Origin of the sequence: Methylobacterium sp. Leaf91 (assembly GCF_001422815.1) — a bacterium.
GTDB lineage: Bacteria > Pseudomonadota > Alphaproteobacteria > Rhizobiales > Beijerinckiaceae > Methylobacterium.
Genome location: NZ_LMMP01000003.1, coordinates 54,594 through 75,946 on the forward strand (window position 1 = coordinate 54,594; position 21,353 = coordinate 75,946).

General features: G+C 66.2%; 23 protein-coding genes. 16 read left to right on the top strand and 7 right to left on the bottom strand.

What is annotated here, in order from left to right; translation table 11 throughout:
* Window positions 1-177 precede the first annotated feature (177 nt).
* A complete protein-coding gene (gene tyrS, locus ASF32_RS03770; protein ID WP_056423823.1) occupies window positions 178-1,467 on the bottom strand; it encodes a tyrosine--tRNA ligase in 1,290 nt (429 codons plus the stop codon).
* A gap of 123 nt (window positions 1,468-1,590) precedes the next feature.
* Between tyrS and ASF32_RS03775 the strand changes: the two genes are divergently transcribed.
* The 3 genes from ASF32_RS03775 (at window position 1,591) to ribB (ending at window position 5,126) form a co-directional block, all read left to right on the top strand.
* Window positions 1,591-2,730, top strand: coding sequence for an anhydro-N-acetylmuramic acid kinase (locus ASF32_RS03775; protein ID WP_200919039.1), 1,140 nt, complete (start codon window positions 1,591-1,593; stop codon window positions 2,728-2,730).
* Between the two features lie 167 nt (window positions 2,731-2,897).
* Entirely contained in the window at window positions 2,898-4,001 is a 1,104-nt protein-coding gene (gene aroC / locus ASF32_RS03780) for a chorismate synthase (RefSeq protein ID WP_056423825.1), read from the top strand.
* 48 nt (window positions 4,002-4,049) lie between these two features.
* Window positions 4,050-5,126, top strand: coding sequence for a 3,4-dihydroxy-2-butanone-4-phosphate synthase (gene ribB, locus ASF32_RS03785; protein ID WP_056423828.1), 1,077 nt, complete (start codon window positions 4,050-4,052; stop codon window positions 5,124-5,126).
* A gap of 7 nt (window positions 5,127-5,133) precedes the next feature.
* Here ribB and ASF32_RS03790 read toward each other — a convergent pair whose 3' ends face one another.
* The gene (locus ASF32_RS03790) at window positions 5,134-6,069 is read right to left on the bottom strand and encodes a histone deacetylase family protein (protein ID WP_200919041.1); all 936 of its coding nucleotides are present in this window, start codon (window positions 6,067-6,069) and stop codon (window positions 5,134-5,136) included.
* A 184-nt stretch (window positions 6,070-6,253) separates the two neighbouring features.
* Between ASF32_RS03790 and ASF32_RS03795 the strand changes: the two genes are divergently transcribed.
* Window positions 6,254-6,937, top strand: coding sequence for a L,D-transpeptidase (locus ASF32_RS03795; RefSeq protein WP_056423831.1), 684 nt, complete (start codon window positions 6,254-6,256; stop codon window positions 6,935-6,937).
* 204 nt (window positions 6,938-7,141) lie between these two features.
* Complete coding sequence (locus tag ASF32_RS03800; protein ID WP_056423833.1) at window positions 7,142-7,594, top strand: hypothetical protein; 453 nt, start codon at window positions 7,142-7,144, stop codon at window positions 7,592-7,594.
* A 427-nt stretch (window positions 7,595-8,021) separates the two neighbouring features.
* On the opposite strand, the gene ASF32_RS26280 is transcribed toward ASF32_RS03800, so the two are convergent.
* A complete protein-coding gene (locus ASF32_RS26280) occupies window positions 8,022-8,519 on the bottom strand; it encodes a hypothetical protein (RefSeq protein WP_244478142.1) in 498 nt (165 codons plus the stop codon).
* Here ASF32_RS26280 and ASF32_RS03805 point away from each other — a divergent pair.
* From ASF32_RS03805 to ASF32_RS03825, 5 genes are all read left to right on the top strand, one after another.
* The gene (locus ASF32_RS03805) at window positions 8,448-10,400 is read left to right on the top strand and encodes an acetyl/propionyl/methylcrotonyl-CoA carboxylase subunit alpha (RefSeq protein ID WP_244478140.1); all 1,953 of its coding nucleotides are present in this window, start codon (window positions 8,448-8,450) and stop codon (window positions 10,398-10,400) included. The two genes, ASF32_RS26280 and ASF32_RS03805, sit on opposite strands and share 72 nt — an antisense overlap.
* Window positions 10,401-10,597: 197 nt before the next feature.
* Window positions 10,598-11,029: a gamma-glutamylcyclotransferase family protein gene (locus ASF32_RS03810; RefSeq protein WP_056423837.1), complete on the top strand. Its 432-nt coding sequence runs from the start codon at window positions 10,598-10,600 to the stop codon at window positions 11,027-11,029.
* Between the two features lie 37 nt (window positions 11,030-11,066).
* A complete protein-coding gene (locus ASF32_RS03815) occupies window positions 11,067-11,348 on the top strand; it encodes an acylphosphatase (protein ID WP_056423839.1) in 282 nt (93 codons plus the stop codon).
* 169 nt (window positions 11,349-11,517) lie between these two features.
* On the top strand, window positions 11,518-12,255 hold the full coding sequence (locus tag ASF32_RS03820) for a DUF599 domain-containing protein (RefSeq protein ID WP_056423841.1): 738 nt from the start codon (window positions 11,518-11,520) through the stop codon (window positions 12,253-12,255).
* On the top strand, window positions 12,252-12,548 hold the full coding sequence (locus ASF32_RS03825; RefSeq protein ID WP_056423843.1) for a DUF3253 domain-containing protein: 297 nt from the start codon (window positions 12,252-12,254) through the stop codon (window positions 12,546-12,548). The genes ASF32_RS03820 and ASF32_RS03825 overlap by 4 nt, the downstream gene beginning before the upstream one ends.
* 21 nt (window positions 12,549-12,569) lie before the next feature.
* Here ASF32_RS03825 and ASF32_RS03830 read toward each other — a convergent pair whose 3' ends face one another.
* The 3 genes from ASF32_RS03830 to epmA are packed head-to-tail and all read right to left on the bottom strand — an operon-like array spanning window position 12,570 to window position 15,585.
* Window positions 12,570-13,382 (bottom strand): YdcF family protein, encoded by an 813-nt coding sequence (locus ASF32_RS03830; RefSeq protein WP_056423845.1) that lies wholly within the window; start codon window positions 13,380-13,382, stop codon window positions 12,570-12,572.
* Between the two features lie 47 nt (window positions 13,383-13,429).
* On the bottom strand, window positions 13,430-14,491 hold the full coding sequence (locus ASF32_RS03835; protein ID WP_056424457.1) for a lysine-2,3-aminomutase-like protein: 1,062 nt from the start codon (window positions 14,489-14,491) through the stop codon (window positions 13,430-13,432).
* Between the two features lie 20 nt (window positions 14,492-14,511).
* Window positions 14,512-15,585: an EF-P lysine aminoacylase EpmA gene (gene epmA / locus ASF32_RS03840; protein WP_056423848.1), complete on the bottom strand. Its 1,074-nt coding sequence runs from the start codon at window positions 15,583-15,585 to the stop codon at window positions 14,512-14,514.
* 160 nt (window positions 15,586-15,745) lie between these two features.
* Here epmA and efp point away from each other — a divergent pair, with 160 nt between their 5' ends.
* Window positions 15,746-16,312 (top strand): elongation factor P, encoded by a 567-nt coding sequence (gene efp / locus ASF32_RS03845; RefSeq protein ID WP_056423850.1) that lies wholly within the window; start codon window positions 15,746-15,748, stop codon window positions 16,310-16,312.
* A gap of 78 nt (window positions 16,313-16,390) precedes the next feature.
* Here efp and ASF32_RS03850 read toward each other — a convergent pair whose 3' ends face one another.
* A complete protein-coding gene (locus ASF32_RS03850) occupies window positions 16,391-17,431 on the bottom strand; it encodes a heparan-alpha-glucosaminide N-acetyltransferase (RefSeq protein ID WP_056423852.1) in 1,041 nt (346 codons plus the stop codon).
* 483 nt (window positions 17,432-17,914) lie between these two features.
* Here ASF32_RS03850 and ASF32_RS03855 point away from each other — a divergent pair, with 483 nt between their 5' ends.
* From ASF32_RS03855 to ASF32_RS03875, 5 genes are all read left to right on the top strand, one after another.
* Window positions 17,915-18,490 (top strand): cold-shock protein, encoded by a 576-nt coding sequence (locus ASF32_RS03855; protein ID WP_244478141.1) that lies wholly within the window; start codon window positions 17,915-17,917, stop codon window positions 18,488-18,490.
* Between the two features lie 63 nt (window positions 18,491-18,553).
* A complete protein-coding gene (locus ASF32_RS03860) occupies window positions 18,554-18,988 on the top strand; it encodes a DUF192 domain-containing protein (RefSeq protein WP_056424462.1) in 435 nt (144 codons plus the stop codon).
* Window positions 18,989-19,143: 155 nt separating this feature from the next.
* The gene (locus tag ASF32_RS03865; protein WP_056423853.1) at window positions 19,144-19,605 is read left to right on the top strand and encodes a hypothetical protein; all 462 of its coding nucleotides are present in this window, start codon (window positions 19,144-19,146) and stop codon (window positions 19,603-19,605) included.
* Window positions 19,606-19,674: 69 nt separating this feature from the next.
* Complete coding sequence (locus tag ASF32_RS03870; RefSeq protein ID WP_056423855.1) at window positions 19,675-20,574, top strand: dienelactone hydrolase family protein; 900 nt, start codon at window positions 19,675-19,677, stop codon at window positions 20,572-20,574.
* A 238-nt stretch (window positions 20,575-20,812) separates the two neighbouring features.
* On the top strand, window positions 20,813-21,247 hold the full coding sequence (locus ASF32_RS03875; RefSeq protein WP_056423856.1) for a response regulator: 435 nt from the start codon (window positions 20,813-20,815) through the stop codon (window positions 21,245-21,247).
* Window positions 21,248-21,353 lie beyond the last annotated feature (106 nt).

The window sequence follows — 21,353 nt, forward strand, 5'->3', positions numbered from 1 at the left end:
GCCGTAGCGCCGCCGGCTTGGGAGGGTGCCCGCCGAGCCGGCGGGAGAGGGGGCGATCTCTCCGAACAACGTGCTCCCCTCATCCGACCCGCTTCGCGGGCCACCTTCCCCCGCAGAGGGGGGAAGGAGATGCGCCACACTTTCGAAAGCCCCGATCGAGGTTCTACCCCCGTCGCCTCACTCGACCCGGAGAAGCACGTGCTTCTTGCGGCCGAAGGAGAGCTTCACCACGCCATCCTGACCGAGATCGGCCAGCGTGAGCACCGCCTTCTCGTCGGTAATCTGGATATCGTTGACACGCAGCCCGCCGCTCTTGATCTGGCGCCGCGCCTCGCTGGTGGAGGGGACGAGCTTGGCGTGGTCGGGACCGAAGGCCGAGAGCACGCCGAGACCAGCTTCCAAAACGGAGCGGGCGACGGTGACGCTCGGCAGGTCCTGCGCCACGGCGCCTTCCACGAAGGTCTTGCGGGCGGTCTCGGTCGCAGCGTCAGCCGCCTCGCGCCCGTGCATCAGGGCCGTCGCCTCGGTGGCCAGTACCTTCTTGGCCTCGTTGATCTCGGCGCCCTGAAGCGCCTGAAGCCGGGCGATCTCGTCCATCGGCAGCAGGGTGAACAGCTTGAGGAACCGAGCCACGTCGGCATCCTCGGTGTTGCGCCAGAACTGCCAGTAATCGTAGGGGCTCAACATCCCGGCATCGAGCCAGACCGCTCCGGCCGCCGTCTTACCCATCTTCGCGCCGGACGCCGTGGTAAGCAGCGGACAGGTCAGGCCGTAGAGCTGCGGCGTGCCCATGCGGCGGCCGAGATCGATGCCGTTGACGATGTTCCCCCACTGGTCCGATCCGCCCATCTGCAGGATGCAGCCGTAGCGGCGGTTCAGCTCCACGAAATCGTAGGATTGCAAGATCATGTAGTTGAATTCGAGGAACGAGAGCTCCTGGTCGCGCTCTAGGCGCATCCGCACGCTGTCCATCGACATCATGCGATTGACCGAGAAGTGGCGTCCGATATCGCGCAGCATCTCGATGTAGTTGAGCTTGGTCAGCCACTCGGCGTTGTCGACCATGGTCGCGCCGTTGCCGCCGCCCCCGAAGGTCAGGAACCGCGAAAAGGTCTTCTGGATCCCGGCCTTGTTCTCCTCGATCTGCTCCAGCGTGAGGATTTTCCGCGACTCGTCCCGCCCGGACGGGTCGCCGACGCGGGTCGTGCCGCCGCCCATCAGGGTGATCGGCGTGCCTCCGGTCTTCTGCAGCCAGTGCAGCATCATGATCGACAGCAAATGCCCCACATGCAGCGAGGCGGCCGTGCAATCGTAGCCGACATAGGTCGTCAGGCGGCCTTCCAGGGCCGCCGCGTCGATCCCGGCGAGGTCCGATCCCTGGTGGATGTAGCCGCGCTCGGACAGAACCCGCAGGAAGTCGGATTTCGGCGCGAAGGTCTCAGGCTGGTTCGGCGTAGCGGTGGACATGCGGGGTTCCGGATTCAACGGGTCGCGGCGCGGGACAGAAGAAACGCCGGCGTGATAGCAGCAGGTCAAGTGATGCGCGGCTCTTAGCAGGGCTCACCGCGGAAGGCACGGGGCGTAAACGGCATGACCATGATGCGGGCGATCGGCCTGATGAGCGGCACCTCCCTCGACGGCGTCGATGTGGCGCTGATCGAGACCGACGGCGAGGACGTGAAGGTGGTCCGCAGCCATAACGGTTACCTCGAGCCGCTCGGCCCCACCGGCTATCGCGGCTATACCGACGAGGATCGTGAGCTGCTCCGCCGGGCGCTGTCCGATTCCGAGGCCGTGGTCGCGCGCGAGGACCGGCCCGGCTGCCTCGCGGAGGCGGAGACGTTCGTCACCGCGGCCCATGCGGAGGCGGTGGAAGCCTTCCTTGCGGATAACGGCCTCAGCGCTGCGGATATCGACGTCATCGGCTTCCATGGGCAGACCGTGGTCCATCGCCCCGACCAGCGCATGAGCGTGCAGATCGGCGACGGGGCCGCACTCAGCCGCCGTCTCGGCATCCCGGTCGTGTCGGACATGCGCCATGCCGATATCGCTGCGGGAGGGCAGGGGGCGCCGCTGGTGCCGGTCTTCCACAAGGCGCTCGCCAAGGCGGCGGGCTATGACGGCGCGCTCGGCATCCTCAACATCGGCGGGGTCGCCAATGCCACGCTCATCGCCTCCAACGGCGACGTCATCGCCTTCGATACCGGGCCCGGCAACGCGCTTATCGACGACTGGATGCGAGAGCGCACCGGCCGGCCGCTGGACGATGGCGGGCGCACGGCGGCGCGGGGACGGCCGGACGAGCCGCTCCTCGCCTGGCTCCTGACTCACCCGTTCTTCTTCCGCAGGCCTCCGAAATCACTGGACCGCAACTGGTTCTCGCACAAGCTCGCCGGCCAGCTGTCCACCGAGGACGGGGCGGCGACGCTCACAGCCTTCACCGCGCGGTCCGTTGCCCGTGCCCTCGACCACGCGCCGGAAATCCCCACGCGCTGGATCGTCGCCGGCGGCGGCGCCCGCAACGGCGAACTGGTGCGGCTCCTGAACTACCACCTGCGCGCCGAGATCACGACGGCGGACGCCATCGGCTGGTCTTCGGCCTATCTCGAAGCCCAGGCCTTCGCGCATCTCGCCGTGCGCTCGCTGAAGGGCCTGCCGATCACCTTCCCGTCGACGACGGGCGTGCGGGAGGCGATGACCGGCGGGGTGCTGGCGCGGCCGGACGCATGATACCAGTCTCGCTGAACCCGACCCATAGGTCGGGTTCAGCGAGGTCCGACGGATGACCGCCGCCGCGCCGTCGCGCGGGCAGAGCTCGATGAGTCAGGCTCAGCGAGTTCTGGCATGAGCCCGGCGCTTTGCTCTCAGCCACATACCGCGCTAGAGCGTCTCCCACCATGTCGCACAACACTTTCGGCCATCTCTTCCGCGTGACCACCTTCGGCGAGAGCCACGGGGTGGCGCTCGGCTGCGTGGTGGACGGGTGCCCGCCGGGGATTCCCATCGAGGCGGCGGACATCCAGGCGGAGCTCGACCGGCGCAAGCCCGGCCAGTCGCGCTTCACGACCCAGCGCCGGGAGCCGGACCAAGTCCGCATCCTGTCGGGCGTCTTCGCTGACGACCGCACCGGCGGCGTGCAGCTGACCACCGGCACGCCGATCGCCCTGGAGATCGAGAACACCGACCAGCGCTCGAAGGATTACTCCGAGATCCGCGACAGCTATCGGCCGGGTCATGCCGACTACGCCTACGACGCCAAATACGGCATCCGCGATTATCGCGGGGGCGGTCGCTCCTCGGCCCGTGAGACCGCCGCCCGCGTGGCGGCCGGGGCCATCGCGCGGCGGGTCCTGCCGGCCGACATCGTCATCCGGGCCGCCCTGGTGCAGATGGGACCGCATGCAATCGACCGGTTGCGGTGGGATTGGGACGAGGTGGCACGCAACCCGTTCTTCTGCCCCGATGCCGAGACGGCCAAATTCTACGAAGAGTATCTCGACGGCATCCGCAAGGACGGCTCGTCCATCGGCGCCGTCATCGAAGTCGTCGCCGAAGGCGTGCCGCCCGGCCTCGGCGCCCCGATCTACGGTAAGCTCGACGCGGATCTCGCCGCCGCGATGATGTCGATCAACGCGGTGAAGGGCGTCGAGATCGGCGACGGCTTCGCCTCGGCGGCTTTGCGCGGTGAGGAGAATGCCGACGAGATGCGCTCGGGCAATGCCGGCGCTCCGACCTTCCTCGCCAACCATGCCGGCGGCGTGCTCGGTGGCATCTCCACCGGCCAGCCGCTGATCTGCCGCTTCGCGGTCAAACCGACCTCCTCCATCCTGACGCCGCGCATGAGCGTGACAACCAACAACCGCGACGTCGATCTCGTCACCAAGGGGCGCCACGACCCCTGCGTCGGTATTCGCGCCGTCCCCGTCGCCGAGGCGATGATGGCGTGCGTACTGGCGGATCACTATCTGCGTCACCGGGGGCAGGTCGGGACGCGGGGGTGACCCGGCGCGCCGCAACCCATCCGCCCAGCGAATTCCAAGAGATATCCCGTGCCCCATACCCACGTCACGCAGGCCATCGAGGCCTATGCCCGCGGCGAGATCATCGTCGTCACCGATGACGACGATCGCGAGAACGAGGGCGACCTCGTCGTCGCCGCCTCGCTCTGCACGCCGGAGAAGATGGCCTTCATCGTCCGCAACACCTGCGGCATCGTCTGCGCGCCTCTCACCCGCGCCGAAGCGCGGCGCCTGCGCCTCGACCCGATGGTGGCCTCCAACGATGCGCCCCTGGGCACCGCCTTCACCGTCACGGTGGATGTGAAGCACGGGCTCACCACCGGCATCTCCGCCGAGCAGCGCTGCAACACGGTGCGGGCGCTCGCCAACGGCAATATGGGCGAATCCGATTTCGTCCGCCCCGGCCACGTCTTCCCGCTCATCGCCAAGGATGGCGGCGTTCTCATGCGCTCCGGTCACACGGAGGCGGCGGTGGACCTCTGCAAGCTCGCCGGGCTGCCGCCGGTGGGCGTCATCTGCGAACTGGCAAACGATGACGGCACGGTGATGAAGGGGCCGCAGATCACGGCCTTCTCGGAACTGCACAACCTCAAGCGCGTGTCAGTTGCCGACCTCATCGCCTACCGGCAGGCGCGCGAGAAGCTGGTCGAGCGCGTCGGGACCTTCCCGGTGAAATCGGAATTCGGCGAGCTCACCGGCTTCGCCTACACGACCCCGTTCGAGACGGTGCAGCAATTCGCCTTCGTTCAGGGCGATATCGGCGACGGGCAGGATGTGCTGGTGCGCCTGCATCGCTCCAACGTGGTGGCCGACGTGATCGGCGGCGGCAAGTCGATCGACTGCGTCCTGCGCCGTTTCGCCAAGGAGGGACGCGGCGTCCTCGTCTATCTGCGCGACGGCACCGCCGGCGTGCCGCTCTCCTCCTATGCGGAAGAAGGAGCGGAAGCCCAGCGAGTGCGGCAATGGCGCGAGGTCGGGCTTGGCGCCCAGATCCTCCGTGACCTCGGCATCGTCTCGATCCGCAACCTCTCGACCTCGTCGCGCTCCTATGTCGGCCTCTCGGGCTTCGGCATCGACCTGTTGGGCGAGGTGCCGCTGGAAGGGTGAGGCATCCTCACCGTCCCATCAGCGCATCCATATGGGCGGTGACCGAGCGGGCGAGACCGTCCAGGCTATAGCCGCCCTCCAGCACGGAGACGATCCGGCCGCCGGCATGCTTGTCGGCGATCTCCATGAGCTTCCGGGTGGCCCAGCCGAAATCGGCCTCGTCGAGTTCGACGCTGGCCAGCGGATCGAGGCGGTGGGCGTCGAAGCCTGCCGAGATCACGATCAGGTCGGGGGCGAAAGCAGAGAGGCGAGCGAGGACCCCCTTCTCGAACTTCTCGCGGAAAATCCCGCTGTCGTCGCCGGCCCGTAACGGCACGTTGACGATGGTGTCGTGGGTGCCACGCTCACCCACCGCGCCCGTGCCGGGAAACAGCGGCATCTCATGGGTCGAGGCATACATCACCGCCGCATCGTCCCAGAAGATGTCCTGCGAGCCGTTGCCGTGGTGGACATCCCAATCCACCAAGGCGACCCGGCTGGCTCCGTGCCGTTCCCGGGCGTGACGGACGGCAATGGCGGCGGAGTTGAACAGGCAGAAGCCCATCGCCTGCATGCGCTCGGCATGGTGGCCCGGCGGCCGCATGGCGACGAAGGCGTTCGAACAGGCCCCGCTCATCACCGCATCCACCGCATGGACGGCGCCGCCGACACCGCGAAGGGCCGCGTCGAGGGTGCCGGGCGACATCAGCGTATCCGAATCGATCTGGACATAGCCGGATCGCGGGGAGGCCGCGATGATCGCCTCCACATAGGGAACGGGATGGGCGAGGGCGACCGTCTCCGTCTCCGCGCGGGGCGCCGATTCGCGCAGCAGACCGGAGAACCGTTCCTTCTCCAGGGCCGCCTCCACGGCGCGGATCCGGTCCGATCGTTCCGGGTGCCCCTCTGGCATCTGGTGATCCAGCGCGGAGGGGTGGCTTACGTACAGGGTCGTCACGCTCATCCCTCCGAACGATCCTCGTCGTTCCACCCGACCCGACTGTGCTTTACGCACAACATACGATGCAAATGCGCCACGGTTCAGGGTAGCGAGATTACGCGCCGATCAGTCTGCGAGTTAGATGGCGACATAATCCATCAACCACATTCTTCGAAGCCCCCCGGCTTCGAGACAGGCTCACTCTCACATGTCGCCCACGACCCGGTCGCCCATCCCATCCCGTCACGGCGTCCTGCATCGCTCGCTCGGCGCCGCGACGATCCTGTCCGCCCTCGCTCTCGGCGCCTGCAACACGCAGACGGCGACAGCCCCGCTCAGCCCGCCCACCGCGCATACGGCCCTGGCCCAGCCCCCGGCGCTGACCGGTGAGGCCCGTGACAAGGAATGGCTGAAACAGGCGCCGCAGGGCAATGTCGATCCCAAGATCGCCCGCACCACCGTCGACTACAAGACGAACGAGCCCGCGGGCACCGTCATCGTCGTGACGAAGGAGCGCCGGCTCTATTACGTGCTGCCGGACGGCAAGGCCGTGCGCTATCCCGTGGCCGTGGGCCATGCCGGCATGGCCTGGGCCGGGACCGCCAATGTCGACCGCAAGGGCGAATGGCCGGATTGGAACCCGCCGCCCGAGATGATCGCCCGCCGCCCGGAACTGCCCAAGCGCCTCGAGGGCGGCCCCACCAGCCCCATCGGGGCCCGCGCGCTCTACCTCGCTGAGGGCAAGAAGGACACGCTGTTCCGCATCCACGGCACCAACGAGCCGGAGAAGATCGGCCAGGCCGTGTCGTCCGGCTGCATCCGCATGCTCAACGCGGACGTGGTCGATCTCTACGAGCGCGTTCCGATCGGCGCGAAGGTGGTGGTGCGCTGAGGCGAAGATGGGAACCGGCTCCGTCGCCGAGGCGGCGGAGCCGGGCTCCAAAGATACGATTCGGAAAGGCTCATTCGTGAGCAGCCTTTAACCTGAACGTTGATTCAGATTTGGCCGTTAACTTCTTGAACGGGTGCCTCCTGCATAGTCATCGACATGCAGAAACACAGACCGGCGCAAATAAAGCCGGGGAGGCACCAACCAATGATCAACCATTCGCTTCAGCTCTTCTGTAACCGTGTCGTCGCCGCCGGCCGCATCACCGCCGCCGACGTTCAGGTCCTCGGTCGCGATATCCTCCCGGACGGCATCTCGCATGCGGACGAGGCCGACATGCTCATCGCCCTCGACCGGGCCGTGCCGCAGAGCGACGTGTCGTATGCCGATCTCGTGAGCGCCGCGGTGGTGAATTTCGCCGTCTGGGGCGAGCGTCCCACCGGCTACGTCGATGTCGAGATCGCCCGCTGGCTCGTCGGCTCCCTGCGCAGCGATGCCGGCCCTACACCACTTGCCGCCCGCATCGCTTTCGAGATCGTTCGCGAGGCCGAGACGAGCCACGAGATCCTCGTCGCCTTCGCCATCGGCTCCGCCCACCGTCGTCTGCATGTCGAGGAAGCGACCTCGGTATCGCCGGTCGAGCTGCTGGACGCGGCCTGAATCCGAGCGAGTTCGGATCGCGTTCGCCGGACTGGCCAGCGAACAATGGCGAATAGACGGGGCTTGGAGACACACTCAACCACGACCGGTCTTGGTTCAAAACTTCAGATTTTCCAACAATCGCAAAAATTCGGATCTACGACAATCAACACACATAAATTGAAATTACGGCGCAATACCATTGGTATCACGCCATTATGCCAATAAAATAACAAGTAATCGCAGATATTTTTATAATAATTATTTACTACACCACTCACTATATGCGGATGTAGTTCACCGAACACTTTCTGCAGTAATTGAACAACGTCGATAAATCGTTGACCGAAAAGGCTGAAGACACCCTGGTGTCGGTCACACCGGATTCACTGCCTGCCACGTCATCGGCTCGATACGACAGCTGACATCAACGTCGGCCGATCCTCTGTCAGATGGATCGGGGTGGGCATGCGGAAAAGGGGAGCAACCCGCGCTTCCTCATCCGGGCCTCGGCGACGGGCAATGCGTCACGGTCAGCATCGGCCTGTCCCTCGACGTCGGAAATTGTGACGAGGCGGGCTTCCTCTTCCTGGTCCGGCAGGCCGCTGATGCGCTTTACCGGGCCAAGGAAGAAGGGCGCAATCGCTACACCGCCCCGTGGATACCAGCGACCATGATTTTGAATACACAGCCGGTTTGGCGCAGCGTATGAACAATCCTTCATTGGTCCAGCTTTGCGAAGCCGCACAACTGCTTTAACGGGAACGAGCTTGAGCGCGACGGCGCTCGTGACCTTTCCCGCTTCACCCGAGTGCCTGGACAGATGTTCGAGAAAATCCTGATTGCGAACCGCGGCGAGATTGCGTGCCGCATCATCAAGACCGCTCGCAGGATGGGTATCAAGACGGTCGCCGTCTATTCCGATGCCGACCGGGACGCGGTTCATGTGGCGATGGCGGACGAGGCGGTGCATATCGGCCCCGCTCCGGCCGCGCAGTCCTACCTGATCATCGACAAGATCATCGAGGCCTGCAAACAGACGGGCGCCCAGGCGGTCCACCCCGGTTATGGCTTCCTGTCCGAGCGTGAGGCATTCCCGCGCGCGCTGGCCGAGGCCGGCATCGTCTTCATCGGCCCCAATCCCGGCGCCATCGCCGCCATGGGCGACAAGATCGAATCGAAGAAGGCGGCCTCGGCTGCCAACGTCTCCACCGTGCCGGGCTTCCTCGGCGTCATCGAAAGCCCCGAACACGCCGTCACCATCGCGGACGAGATCGGCTATCCGGTGATGATCAAGGCTTCCGCCGGCGGTGGCGGCAAGGGCATGCGCATCGCCTATTCGTCGGACGAGGTCGCGGAGGGTTTCGCCCGCGCCAAGTCCGAGGCCGCCTCGTCCTTCGGCGACGACCGTGTGTTCGTGGAGAAGTTCATCACCGATCCGCGCCACATCGAGATCCAGGTGATCGGCGACAAGCACGGCAACGTCATCTATCTCGGCGAGCGTGAATGCTCGATCCAGCGCCGCAACCAGAAAGTCATCGAGGAGGCGCCGTCGCCGCTCCTCGACGAGGCGACCCGGAAGAAGATGGGCGAGCAGGCCGTGGCCTTGGCCAAGGCCGTCTCCTACGATTCGGCCGGTACCGTCGAGTTCGTCGCCGGCCAGGACAAGTCGTTCTATTTCCTCGAGATGAACACCCGTCTCCAGGTCGAGCATCCCGTCACCGAGATGATCACCGGCCTCGATCTCGTCGAGTTGATGATCCGTTCGGCCTATGGCGAGGCGCTGCCACTGAGCCAGGACCAGGTGAAGCTCAACGGCTGGGCCGTGGAGAGCCGCGTCTACGCCGAGGACCCGACCCGCAACTTCCTGCCCTCCATTGGCCGCCTCACCACCTACCAGCCGCCGGAGGAGGGCCCGTTCGGCAATGCCATCGTGCGTAACGATACCGGCGTGGAGGAGGGCGGCGAGATCGCGATCCACTACGATCCGATGATCGCCAAGCTGGTGACCTGGGCGCCGACTCGCGCCGAGGCCATCGAATCGCAGGGCCAGGCACTGGACGCCTTCGCCATCGACGGCATCCGCCACAACATCCCGTTCCTGTCGGCCCTCATGGCGCATCCGCGCTGGCGCTCGGGCAACATTTCCACCGGCTTCATCGCCGAGGAGTTCCCAGAAGGCTTCGTCGCCCCCGAGCCCGAGGGCGAGGTCGCCCAACGCATGGCGGCGGCTGCCGCCGCCATCGACCACAAGCTCAACACCCGCAAGCGCGGCATCTCGGGCCAGATGCGCGACCCGGCCCTGCTCCATTTCGAGCGCGACCGCATCGTGATCCTGGCCGGCCAATCCTACCCGGTCACGGTGGACGATCTCGGCGAGCATCTCGTCGTCACCGCCGAAGACGGCCGGACCTGGACGGTGGAGAGCGACTGGCGTCCGGGTGAGCCGGTCTGGTCGGGAGAGATCAACGGCACCCGCGTGGCCATCCAGGTGCGCGCCCTTCTCAACGGCGTCGCGCTCCAGCATGCGGGCGCGGCGGCCGAGGCGCGGGTCTTCACCCAGCGCGAAGCCGAACTCGCCGCCTTGATGCCGATCAAGGAGAATGCCGGGTCCGGCAAGCAGGTGCTCTGCCCGATGCCCGGCCTGGTGAAGGCGATCCTGGTGAAGGAAGGCCAGGAAGTGAAGAACGGTGAACCCCTCGCCATCGTCGAGGCGATGAAGATGGAGAACGTGCTCCGCGCCGAGCGCGACGCCACCATCTCCAAGATCGAAGCGAAGGAAGGTGACAGCCTCGCAGTCGACGCGGTCATCATGGAATTCGCCTGATCGCATAGCGATTAAAGGTGCGGGGTAGCCGATCACGGCCGCCCCGCACCCTCGCTGAACGCCAGACGCAATCTCGAAGCGAGGGGATCGACAGCCCCCTCGTTCACCGGGACCCCGCGAATGGGCCCTCCTGGACGGGTCCGACCGTCGAATCGGGCCCGGCAGGCGCTCGTCATCCCCTTCCGGCCAGCCGATCCATGCCCCTGTATTTCTCCTACGGTGCCAACATGGATGCCGCCGCGATGGCCATGCGCTGCCCCGGCTCGACCTCCCTCGGCACCGCCCGCCTGAACCGGCACCGCTTCATCATCATGCGAGAGGGCTATGCCTCAGTGGTGCGCGACCCGACATCCACCGTCTGGGGCGTCCTCTGGGATCTGGCCTTGGCCGACGTGCCGGCCCTCGACCGCTACGAGGGCGTCGCCGGGCGGCTCTACACCAAAGCCTACCAGCCGGTGACCACATCGACCGGCGTGAAACGGGCCTTGATCTATCTCGGCTGCAGCGCTGTTCCGGGGGTTCCGCGACCGGACTACCTGCAACCGGTGCTGGCCGCGGCCGAAGCCGCCGCTTTCCCGGCGCCTTACCTCGCCGAGATGCGCCGCTGGCTGCGGGCAGGACGCGGCTGAGGATCGCAGACAGGGTTGGATGCGAGGAGGTTTATTCTTGGCTACGATCAGAACCGTCGATGTCGTCATCCGTGGCCGGGTGCAAGGTGTCGGCTACCGGTACTGGACCTCGCGTGAAGCGGAACGTCGCGGCCTCGACGGCCATGTTCGCAACCGTTCGGATGGCGGTGTGGAAGCGACCTTCAGCGGTCCCGCCGATGCGGTCGCCGCCATGCTCGATGCGTGCAAGCTGGGGCCCGCCGGTGCCGTCGTGTCCTCGGTGGAGGCGGTGGACTCCGCCAATCCCCCCAATGCGGGATTTCGCATCCTGCGAACGTGATCTCTCCGTGCCGACGGGCACGATAACGGGTTTCTCTTATCCTTCACCGTCAGAGATTCGTTTCCCGCGGATCGGGCCGATGGCCTATGGTCCGCGCCGCAGGCGGAACGGCGCCGGACCGGTGAGACCGGGTTCCGGTCGGCCATAGGCCGGGAAGCGATCAGAACCCATGAAGCAGCCGTTCACCTTCGCGGATTTCTCGCCGCTCGACATTGCTGGCCTTCTCTATTTCGTCGCCGCCTGGGCTGGCTATGGGATAGCGGTGGCGCGGATGCGCGGGCGGCGTACGAGCCTGAGCCAGATCATGAACCGCCAGCGGGAAGAATGGTCGCGGCAGCTCATCGTCCGCGACAACCGGGTGGTCGACACCACGATCAACGCCTCCCTCCAGAACGGGACGGCTTTCTTCGCCTCCACGTCCCTCATCGCGCTCGGCGGGGTGCTGACCCTGTCCCGCTCCGGTGACGATGTGCTGACCCTGTTCGGCGCGCTGCCCTTCGGCGCCATCGCCACGCGCGTCACCTGGGAGGTCAAGGTGGCGGGCCTCGCCGTCGTCTTCGTCTATGCGTTCTTCAAATTCGCCTGGGCCTACCGTCTGTTCAATTACGGTGCGATCCTCATCGGCGCGGTGCCGCCCAAGGGCGCTGGCGCCGCGCAACGCGACATGGACCGCGCCGCCCGCCGGGCCGCCGCCATGAACATCGCCGCCGGGACCCATTTCGCAAAGGGACAGCGTGCCTTCCTGTTCGCGCTGGCCTATCTCGGCTGGTTCGTGAACGCCTGGTTTCTCATCCTCGCCACCACGGGCGTCATCTGTGTCATGTGGCGACGGCAATTCACCTCCGATATCCGCGCCATCCTCCTCAACGAGGACGACGAGGCCACCCTGCAGGACACCGAGTCATGAGCACAGAGCGCAGATCCGTGAGCGAGGAGGAGATCGGCGAATCGATCCTCCGCCTCGTTTCAGAGCGGGGAGAAGGCAAGACCGTCTGCCCATCGGAGGTGGCGCGCCACCTCGGCGGGCCGCATCCGGACGGCTGGAGCCCGCTGATGCAGCCGATTCGCCGCATGGCCGTGCGCCTTACCAAGGAGGGCCACATCGCCATCATGCGCAAAGGGAAACCCGTCGCCGACCCCGACGATTTTCGCGGGATCTATCGTCTCGGAATGCCCGTCCCGGCTACCGGCGAAGCCTGAACCCTCGTCGACGCGAAAAGATCAGTCGGCCTTCGTCCGCGGCGCCGGCAGCATCGCGTCGGTATAGCCGGCGAGCCGGTAGACGACCAAGCCGATCCATTCCTTGACCACGAGGTCGAGGACCAGCAGCCCGTCGGAGGCGAAGCTCTTCAGCTTCCACGCGTCGCTCCATCCCACCGTGCGGTAATCGACCGGATAGGCCGTCACGTCGAAACCGGCCTGGCGAAAGCAGCCGATGGCGCGCGGCATGTGCCAGGCGGAGGTGACGAGCAGCCAGCGTTCACCCGCCACCGGCTTGACGAGATCGGCCGAGAAACGCGCGTTCTCGTGGGTGTTGCGCGAGCGGTCTTCCAGGATCAGCCGCGTGCGCGGCAGCCCGAGCGTGTCGGCGAAGCGGCTGACGATCTCGGCCTCCGACGTTCCATCGGTGCCGAGCAAGCCGCTGCCCCCGGAGAAAAGCAGCCGTGCCTCCGGGTAGCGGCGCGCGAGATCCGCAAAGGCGATCTGGCGCTCGCCGGCATCGTTCACCGAGAGCTGGCCGCGCGCCAGCGTCGTCTGGGTTTCCACGGCGCCACCGAGCACGATCACGCCCTTGATCGGTGCGCCGTCATCCGCGAAGCGCGGGAAACGGTTTTCGAGGGGCAGGGTGATCCAGGCAGAGAGGGGCAGGAGACCGCCGAGGAAGAGCCCGGCGAAGCCGAGGAGGGCCAGACCGCGCCCGAGGCGCGGCGTCCAGCCGCCGAACATCAGGACGCAGCCGAGGAGCCCGATCAGGATGAAGAAGTTCGAGGGCGTGATGACGAAATAGATCAGTTTCGAGAGCGGAAAGAACATGTCTGGACCCTGAAGCCTCGTCTCAGTCGGGCGCGTCCGCGCGCGGGTCAGTCTCGGTCCGGCCTGTCCGCATCCGGCGGGTAGGGATGTTCCAGCCCCTGAGGGTCGGTGACCCGCCAGCCGGACCTGTCGCTTGCGAGATAGGACGGTCCCACCGGCACCTTGCCGTGGCCGCCGGGAATATCGAGCACGTAGAGCGGTTGGGCGAGGCCGGACAGGCGCCCGCGCAGGCGTCCCATGAGGTTGCGACCCGCCGCCAATCCGGTGCGCAGGTGCCCGGTGCCGGGCGCGAGATCGCCATGATGAAGATAGTAGGGCTTCACCCGGTTCTCGACGAAGCTTCGCATCAGGCTCGCGAGGGTCTCCGGGTCGTCGTTGACCCCGGCGAGCAGCACCGACTGGCTCACCATCGGGATGCCGGCATCGACGAGACGGGCGATGGCGCCTTTCGCGGCCGGCGTGAATTCGCGCGGATGATTGGCGTGGAGCGCGACATAGACCGCACCGCCGAAGCGCTTCAGGGCAACGACGAGATCGTCGTCCACGCGGGCGGGCTCGACCACCGGCACACGGGTATGGATGCGCAGGACCTTGACGTGCGGGATGAGGCCAAGGGCCTCGGCGATCTGCCCGAGCCGGCGGGCCGAGAGCGCGAACGGGTCGCCGCCGGTGAGGATCACCTCCCAGATGTCGGGCCGGTCGGCGATGTAGGCGAAAGCGGCGGCGAGTTCGTCCTCGCTCAGGGTGCCGAGCCCGTCCGGCCCCACCATCTCGCGGCGGAAGCAGAAGCGGCAATAGACCGGGCAGATATGCAGGGGCTTCAGCAGCACCCGGTCGGGATAGCGGTGGACGAGGCCCGGAAGCGGCGAATGCGCCGCATCGCCGATCGGGTCCGAATCTTCCTCCGGACGTGTCTCCAGTTCCTCCGCGCGGGGCAGGAACTGGCGGGCGATGGGATCGGCGGGATCGGTCGGGTCGATCAGTTCGGCCATGTCGGGCGTCACCGAGACCGCGTATCGCGCCGCCACCGCTTCGAGCGCGGAAAGATCGGACGGAGCGACGAGCCCGGCTTCGACGAGCTGCGCGGGGTTGCGAAGGGAGCGGGGCAGGGGACGGGGAAGTGGCCTGTTCACGCTCCCTCCCCCATTCCCACCGCTGTCTCCGCAACCGGAGTCCAGATCACGTCGTCGATGCGGGGCGCGCCCACCGCGAGCATGACCAGCCTGTCGAGGCCCAGCGCGATGCCGCTCGCCTCCGGCATGATGGCTAGTGCCGAGAGGAAATCCTCGTCGATCGGGTAGGTCTCGCCGTAGATGCGCGCCTTCTCCACCATCTCGATCTCGAAGCGCCGCCGCTGCTCGTGCGGGTCGGTGAGTTCGCCGAAGGCGTTGGCGAGTTCCACGCCGCATGCGTAGAGCTCGAACCTCTCCGCTACGCGGGGGTCGCGGGCGCTGGGACGGGCCAGGGCCGCCTCGCTCACGGGATACTCGTAGAGCAGGGTCGGCCGTCCGTCGCCGAGCTTCGGCTCGATCAGGGCGACGAGGACGCGGCTGAACAAGTCGGCCCAGGAATCGTCGGCCGCCACCCGCAGGCCGCATGCGACCACGCCGGCAGCGAGGCCGTCCCTGTCGGTGCCCCCGCCGGGCTCGATCGTCGCCAGGAGGTCGATTCCGGTATGCCGCTCGAACGCCTCGGCGAGCGTGAGACGCTCGAAATCCGCGAAGGGATCGGATTCCCTTCCCCGAAAGCGGAGGGAGCGCGTCTTAGCCTCGTCGGCCGCCAAGGCCAGAATGTCGGCGCAGTCACGCATCAGCACCTCGTAATCCTGCCCCGCCCGGTACCATTCCAGCATGGTGAATTCCGGATGGTGCAGGGAACCGCGCTCACGGTTGCGGAAGACCCGCGCCACGCTGAACAGCCGTGTCTCACCCGCGGCCAACAGCTTCTTGCACGCGAATTCCGGCGAGGTGTGGAGATAGAGCGGGGAGGCGGCACCGTCATGGCCGATGGCGGAGGTGGCGAAGGCCGAGAGATGCGCCTCGTTGCCCGGCGAGACCTGGAGGGCGGCGGCTTCGACCTCGACGAAGTCGCGGGCCGCGAAATGCCCGCGCAGGGCCGCGACGATACGGTTTCGCGCGAGCAGGGCCGGGCGGCGATCGGCATGCCGATGCGGCGCCCACCACGGAGACGGTGAGCCGCTCACGCCGGTTCTCCCCCTAGCCGGCGCACCAATTGCGGGCACAGGCGCCGGGCTGCTGGCAACGCGACGCAGGATAGGATAGTGGCGGGGCACAGATGTCGCTCCCGTGGGCCGAATCCACGCCGGGGCGTCGCATATATTGTCTCGAACAGGATCTGACCCCGTGAAGGTGATCGCCTCTACGCTCCGCAAGGGCAACGTCGTCGACAAGGACGGCAAGCTCTACGTCATCTTGACGGTGGAGAACATCCATCCCGGCAAGGGCACCCCCGTCACGCAGCTCGACATGCGCCGCATCACCGATGGGGTGAAGGTGTCCGAGCGCTACCGCACCACAGAGTCGGTAGAGCGTGCCTTCGTGGAGGATCGCGAGCACACCTTCCTGTACGAGGATGGCGAGGGCTACCACTTCATGAACCCTGAGAACTACGATCAGGTCGCGGTTCCCAAGGACGTGATCGGCAGCGCGGCGCCCTACCTTCAGGAGGGCATGAAGGTGATGCTGGCCCTGCACAACGACGTGCCGCTCACGGTCGAACTGCCGCAGCGCGTCACCCTCGAGATCACCGAGACCGAACCGGCGATGAAGGGGCAGACGGCCTCGTCTTCCTACAAGCCGGCGATCCTGTCGAACGGAGTGCGCACCGCCGTCCCGCCGCATGTGGCGGTCGGCACCCGTGTGGTCATCCTGACGGAAGACGGTTCCTACGTGGAACGCGCCAAGGATTGAGACCCGCCGGTTCGAGGCTCGGACTTCGAGGCTCGGGCATCGATCTCCCGCGGGAGACCGATGCCGGCCTGATCCGCCTCAGGGCGACGGCGCCGGCCCTTCGGCAGCGTCGTAACAGGACTGAGACAGAGCCTGGGCCTTCGCCCGCTCTTCGACGCTGAATCCCCGCCCCGTGATCGCCCAGAGATTCTCTCGCTGGAGGGCATCGGCGACACAGCGCGCCGCCACCCGGCATGTCTGCGCGGAACCTCCGGTCGTCTCGCACTGGACCCGGTAATCCTGACGGAACGCCGCGAGACCGGCCTTCGGATGAGGGCCCGTCACCGTCACGACGCCTGTGAGCAGGGCGAGCAGCACCGGCTGATGCACGAGATACACGGCGAAGCTGTGGCGCCCGGCCAAAGCCAGCCCGCGCGAGGCGAGCGATCCCGGCCGCCACGTCGCCCATTTCGTGCGCAGGAAAGCCGGCAGACCGAGCCGCGCTGCTGCCAGCCCCAGGAGAACCAGGCCGAACCAGGGAAACAGCGGCACGTAATCGTTGGTCCGCGGCGGAACCATGCCGAGGCCGAGGAAGCTCAGGATCGGGTCGTCGAAGACCGGGAGGTGATAATCCGGGTTCGCCATCACGGCCGGCGTCGCCAGAACGACGATCCCCACCACCAGTGCGACGGCCGGCGACACCCGCAGGAACGGCACGGCGAGCACGCTCGACACGGCGATGCAATGCAGGATGCCGAAGAAGATGAAGCTGTCCGGAAACGCGTAGACCGTCGCGGCCGTGATGAGGAGGGCGGCGATGCCGATCCGCGCGAGACGCAGGAGGAACGCGCGGGGCCGGAGGCCATCCCGGTTCATCAGGACGAGGCCGATCCCGACCAAAACGAGGAACGTACCCGCGATGAGGTGCGCCGCGAACTTGCCCAACGGGGCCAGAGCGTAGTTCTCGGGCGTGAGCGCGAGGTGCCCGAGGTCCCAGGTAGTGTGGTAGGCGGCCATCGCCAGCAGGGCGCCGCCCCGCGCGACATCGAGACTATCGAACCGCCGCGGCGTTCCACCGAGTTCTTTCGAGGCCGGCGATGCGGAGGACGCAGCGACAGGTCTCGCCGTGGAGGCACTCATGCGAACGGCCTCGCCGGCTTGAACCGTTCGGAGTGGCGCGACGAGCCCGCGCGAGGCGAGCGTCCGATCTCGGACGATACGATCTGAGTCATGCGCGTTGGCTATCGCCGGTGGCGAGGCGGATGCAAGGGCCCAGCATCGCCCAGTGTGACCGGCGCTCCGCGTGAAGCGTCGAAAACCGTTCAACTCCCGAACGAGAGGCGGCGGGTCGCGGGCGGATAGGCCGTATCCGGACTTTTCGGCGGATGCCGCTGTGTCACCGTTGCGGGCGAGAAAGGCGCCGCGCCGCCGGTTGCCCGGTTCCTTGTTGCTCTCATGCCAATATGATGAAGAATGTCTCAATCGCCGCAGTCGATGTCCGCCAAACGGGCTTCCGCCGAGTCATGACTTTGTTAATCTATGGTGCGGATCGCGTCGCGTGATTCGGTGTGGGTTGCTTACATGTCCGACGATTTCGAATCAGGCTCGCACGGCCAGCGCGCGATGGGTGAATCGACCGGTGGACGTGGCACCGACCTCGGCGACGGAGAGGTGCAGCGCCCCCTCGACCTCATCGAGGTTTCGGGGCGCATCAAATGGTTCGATGTGTCGAAGGGCTTCGGCTTCATCCTTCCCGATGACGGCTCGGCCGACGTCTTGGTTCACATCACGTGCCTGCGCCGCGACGGATTCTCGGCCGCCAGCGAGGGCGCGCGCATCGTGGTGGAAGCCACCGAGCGGCCACGCGGATGGCAGGCCTTCCGGGTGATATCCCTCGATCAGTCGACGGCGATCCACCCATCCGAACTCCCGATGCCCCGCACCCATGTGAGCGTCACGGCGACGAGCGGGCTCGAGACGGCCGTGGTGAAGTGGTTCAACCGGTTGCGCGGTTTCGGCTTCCTGAGCCGGGGGGACGGCTCCCCCGACATCTTCGTCCATATGGAGACGTTGCGTCGCTACGGCATCGCCGAACTGAAGCCCGGCGAAACCGTTCTCGTGCGCTACGGCGACGGTTCGAAGGGCAAGATGGCAGCCGAGGTCCGGCTTCTGGACGGCGCGCTGCCCGCCTCCCATTGACGGAATGACCACGTGACACCAATCCAAGACGTTCGCTGGTCCGCGCCCTTACGCGCGTTCCTGATCCTGATCACGATTCTCGCTGGTCTCGGCCTCGCCAATGCTCAGGATTCGGCCGCGCAGGAGCCCCTTGCGATCACGGGCAAGAGCGGCAGGCACAGCTTCTCCGTCGAGGTGATGCGCGACGACGAATCGCGCTCGCGCGGCCTGATGTTCCGCCGCGCGATGGCGCCTGAGCACGGGATGCTCTTCGACTTCCAGAAAGTCGAGCGCGTCGCGATGTGGATGAAGAACACCTACCTGCCCCTCGACATGCTGTTCATCCGCCCGGATGGAAGCATTGCTCGGATCGCGACCAATACCGAGCCGCTTTCGACCAAGGTCATTCCGTCGGGAGAGCCAGTGGTCGCCGTTCTCGAACTCAATGCCGGTGTCACGGCTAAGCTCGGAATCAAGGCGGGCGACCAAGTCGACCACACGATGTTCCCATCGCGCTGACCAGAGCGAAACGAGGATCGTCGCGGCACCACCCCACGAACACAGCGTGAACGAGCATCTTGACGGCCGCCTCGTTTCTGACCAATGTTCCCATATTGTTCCAAAGGCGAGCGAACCTGAGACAGCGGGTTCCTCGACGATGACAGGGGAACGCGATGCTCGACGTTCAAGCTTCCGGCGATGAAACGATCCTGTTCGAGAATGCCGATTGGCGCGTGATCGCGGACGGTCTCGAACATTGCGGGACCGGTTATTTCATCGCCCGCGAGAGCTTGGGCCGGCGCTCCGAGTCCGGCCTGTGGGAATGGCCTCTGCATCTGGCGGAGAAGAGCTGGTGTTCGCTGCGTCCGTTCCGCGACGCGTTTCAGGCGGCTGCCGATCTCTTCAACGTCGAGCGCGACGAGGCGTTGTCGCAATCCTTCGTCACCGGTTTTGGCCTCAGGATGGGGCAGGGCGGACAGGGCGGCACCGAAGGCTTCACGAAACTGGCGAAACTGGTGCGTCCGAAATCCATCGCTCGGCGGAGACCCACCGCATCCGAGGGCCGGCCCGTTCCCCACCGCAACGTTACGGGGCGGAAGGAAGAGACAGATACGGCGCGCGCCGCCCTGTCTTGACATGACCTCCCACCGCGGCGCCCTAGATTTCTTGAGGGCGCCGAAGGGCGCCGTGCAGGAGATCATTCCATGGACGAGGGCGTGACGGACAAGGACGATCGGAGCAAGGCACTGGGCGGCCTCGATGGGCTCGTCGTTCCACCCCTGTCGCGCCGGGGCTTCGTGATGACGAGCCTGATCGCCGGGTTCAGTCTGGCCGAGGCGAATGCGCAGGCTCAGGCCGTTACGACCGATTCCAATGGTCTCGTCGCCGGCGAGGTGAAAATCCCCGCGACCGACGGGCCGATGCCGGGTTATCGGGCGATGCCCGAGGGAGCAGGCCCGTTTCCCCTCGTCCTCGTCATCGAAGAGATTTTCGGGGTTCACGAATATATCAAGGACGTGTGCCGCCGCCTGGCCAAGGCCGGCTATTGCGCCGTGGCGCCCGAGCTCTACGCAAGGCAGGGCGATCTCTCGACTATGACGGATGTGAAGGCGATCGTTCGCGACGTCATCCTGAAGACGCCCGATACCGAGTGGATCGCGGATCTCGATGCGGCAGCGTCCTGGGCCGTTGCTGATTCGAAGGCCGATCCCGAGCGGATCGGCACGATGGGATGGTGCCGGGGCGGTCGCGGGGCATGGCTCTACGCGGCGCATCGGCGCGATCTGAAAGCCGCGGTGGCCTGGTACGGCCCACTCGGCGGCGACCGTACGAGCCTGCAGCCGAAAACGGCAGGGGACGTCGCAGCGGACATCCGCGCACCGCTTCTGGCACTCTATGGCGGCGCGGATACCGGCATTCCCATCGCCAGCGTCGAGGAGGCCCGCGACCGGGCGAACGCTGCGGGGCGGAGTGTCGAGCTCGTCGTCTTCCCCGACGCACCGCACGGGTTCCATGCCGATTACCGGCCGAGCTATCGCAAGGACAGTGCGGAGCAGGGCTGGGCACGCGCTCTGGCGTTCCTTAAAAGCCACGGGGCCGGCTAAATCGTACCCTCATCGACCGGCGCGAAAACAGGCCGAATCGGCGAGTTGAGGCACCTCCCACAGGAGCGTTCCCTCTGTTACAATGGAGAAACCGCCGCTCTGATCATGATTTCAGGGATGGATGCATGTCGGAAATTATGATCCGAGCGCCGGTTCGACACATTGACGGGTAGGACTACATAGCGTTGCTGGGATAACGGCTAGAGCGGCTGTCAAGCCTGAAGAGCGTTCCGGACCCATGAGTGCTGCGAATCCATCAGGCGAGAGACCCATCATCCTCGTCGTCGAGGACGAGCCGGATGAGCGCTACCTCGCGGCCGCACTCCTCGAAGAGACCGGGTTCAGCGTCATCGAGGCGGAAACCGCCGAACGTGCCCTCGCCATCCTGAACGAGAAGGACGGCGCTGTGAGCGTCGTCTTCTCCGATGTGCGAACCCCTGGCCCCATCGGCGGCTTCGAACTCGCGCGGATCATCGGAGTCACCTGGCCGCGGGTACGCGTGCTGCTCACATCCGGTGATGCGGGCGACCAGCCCAGTGACCTGCGGATTTCCGCGACTTTCATCCCGAAACCGTGGCGGGCATCCGACATCCTCGCTTGGGTCGAGGAAGCGGCGGGCCGTGCTCCCGCGCAAGGCGCGGGCATAGACGTGATCGGTGGTACCGCTCCCTGACGTGCCACCGGGCCGTTCTAAAAATATCATAGATCATAGGGAAACTTGACGGGCTCCAACCGTTGGTTGGTTCAGTCCCCCGTCGATCAGTGACGGGCCATGGGTT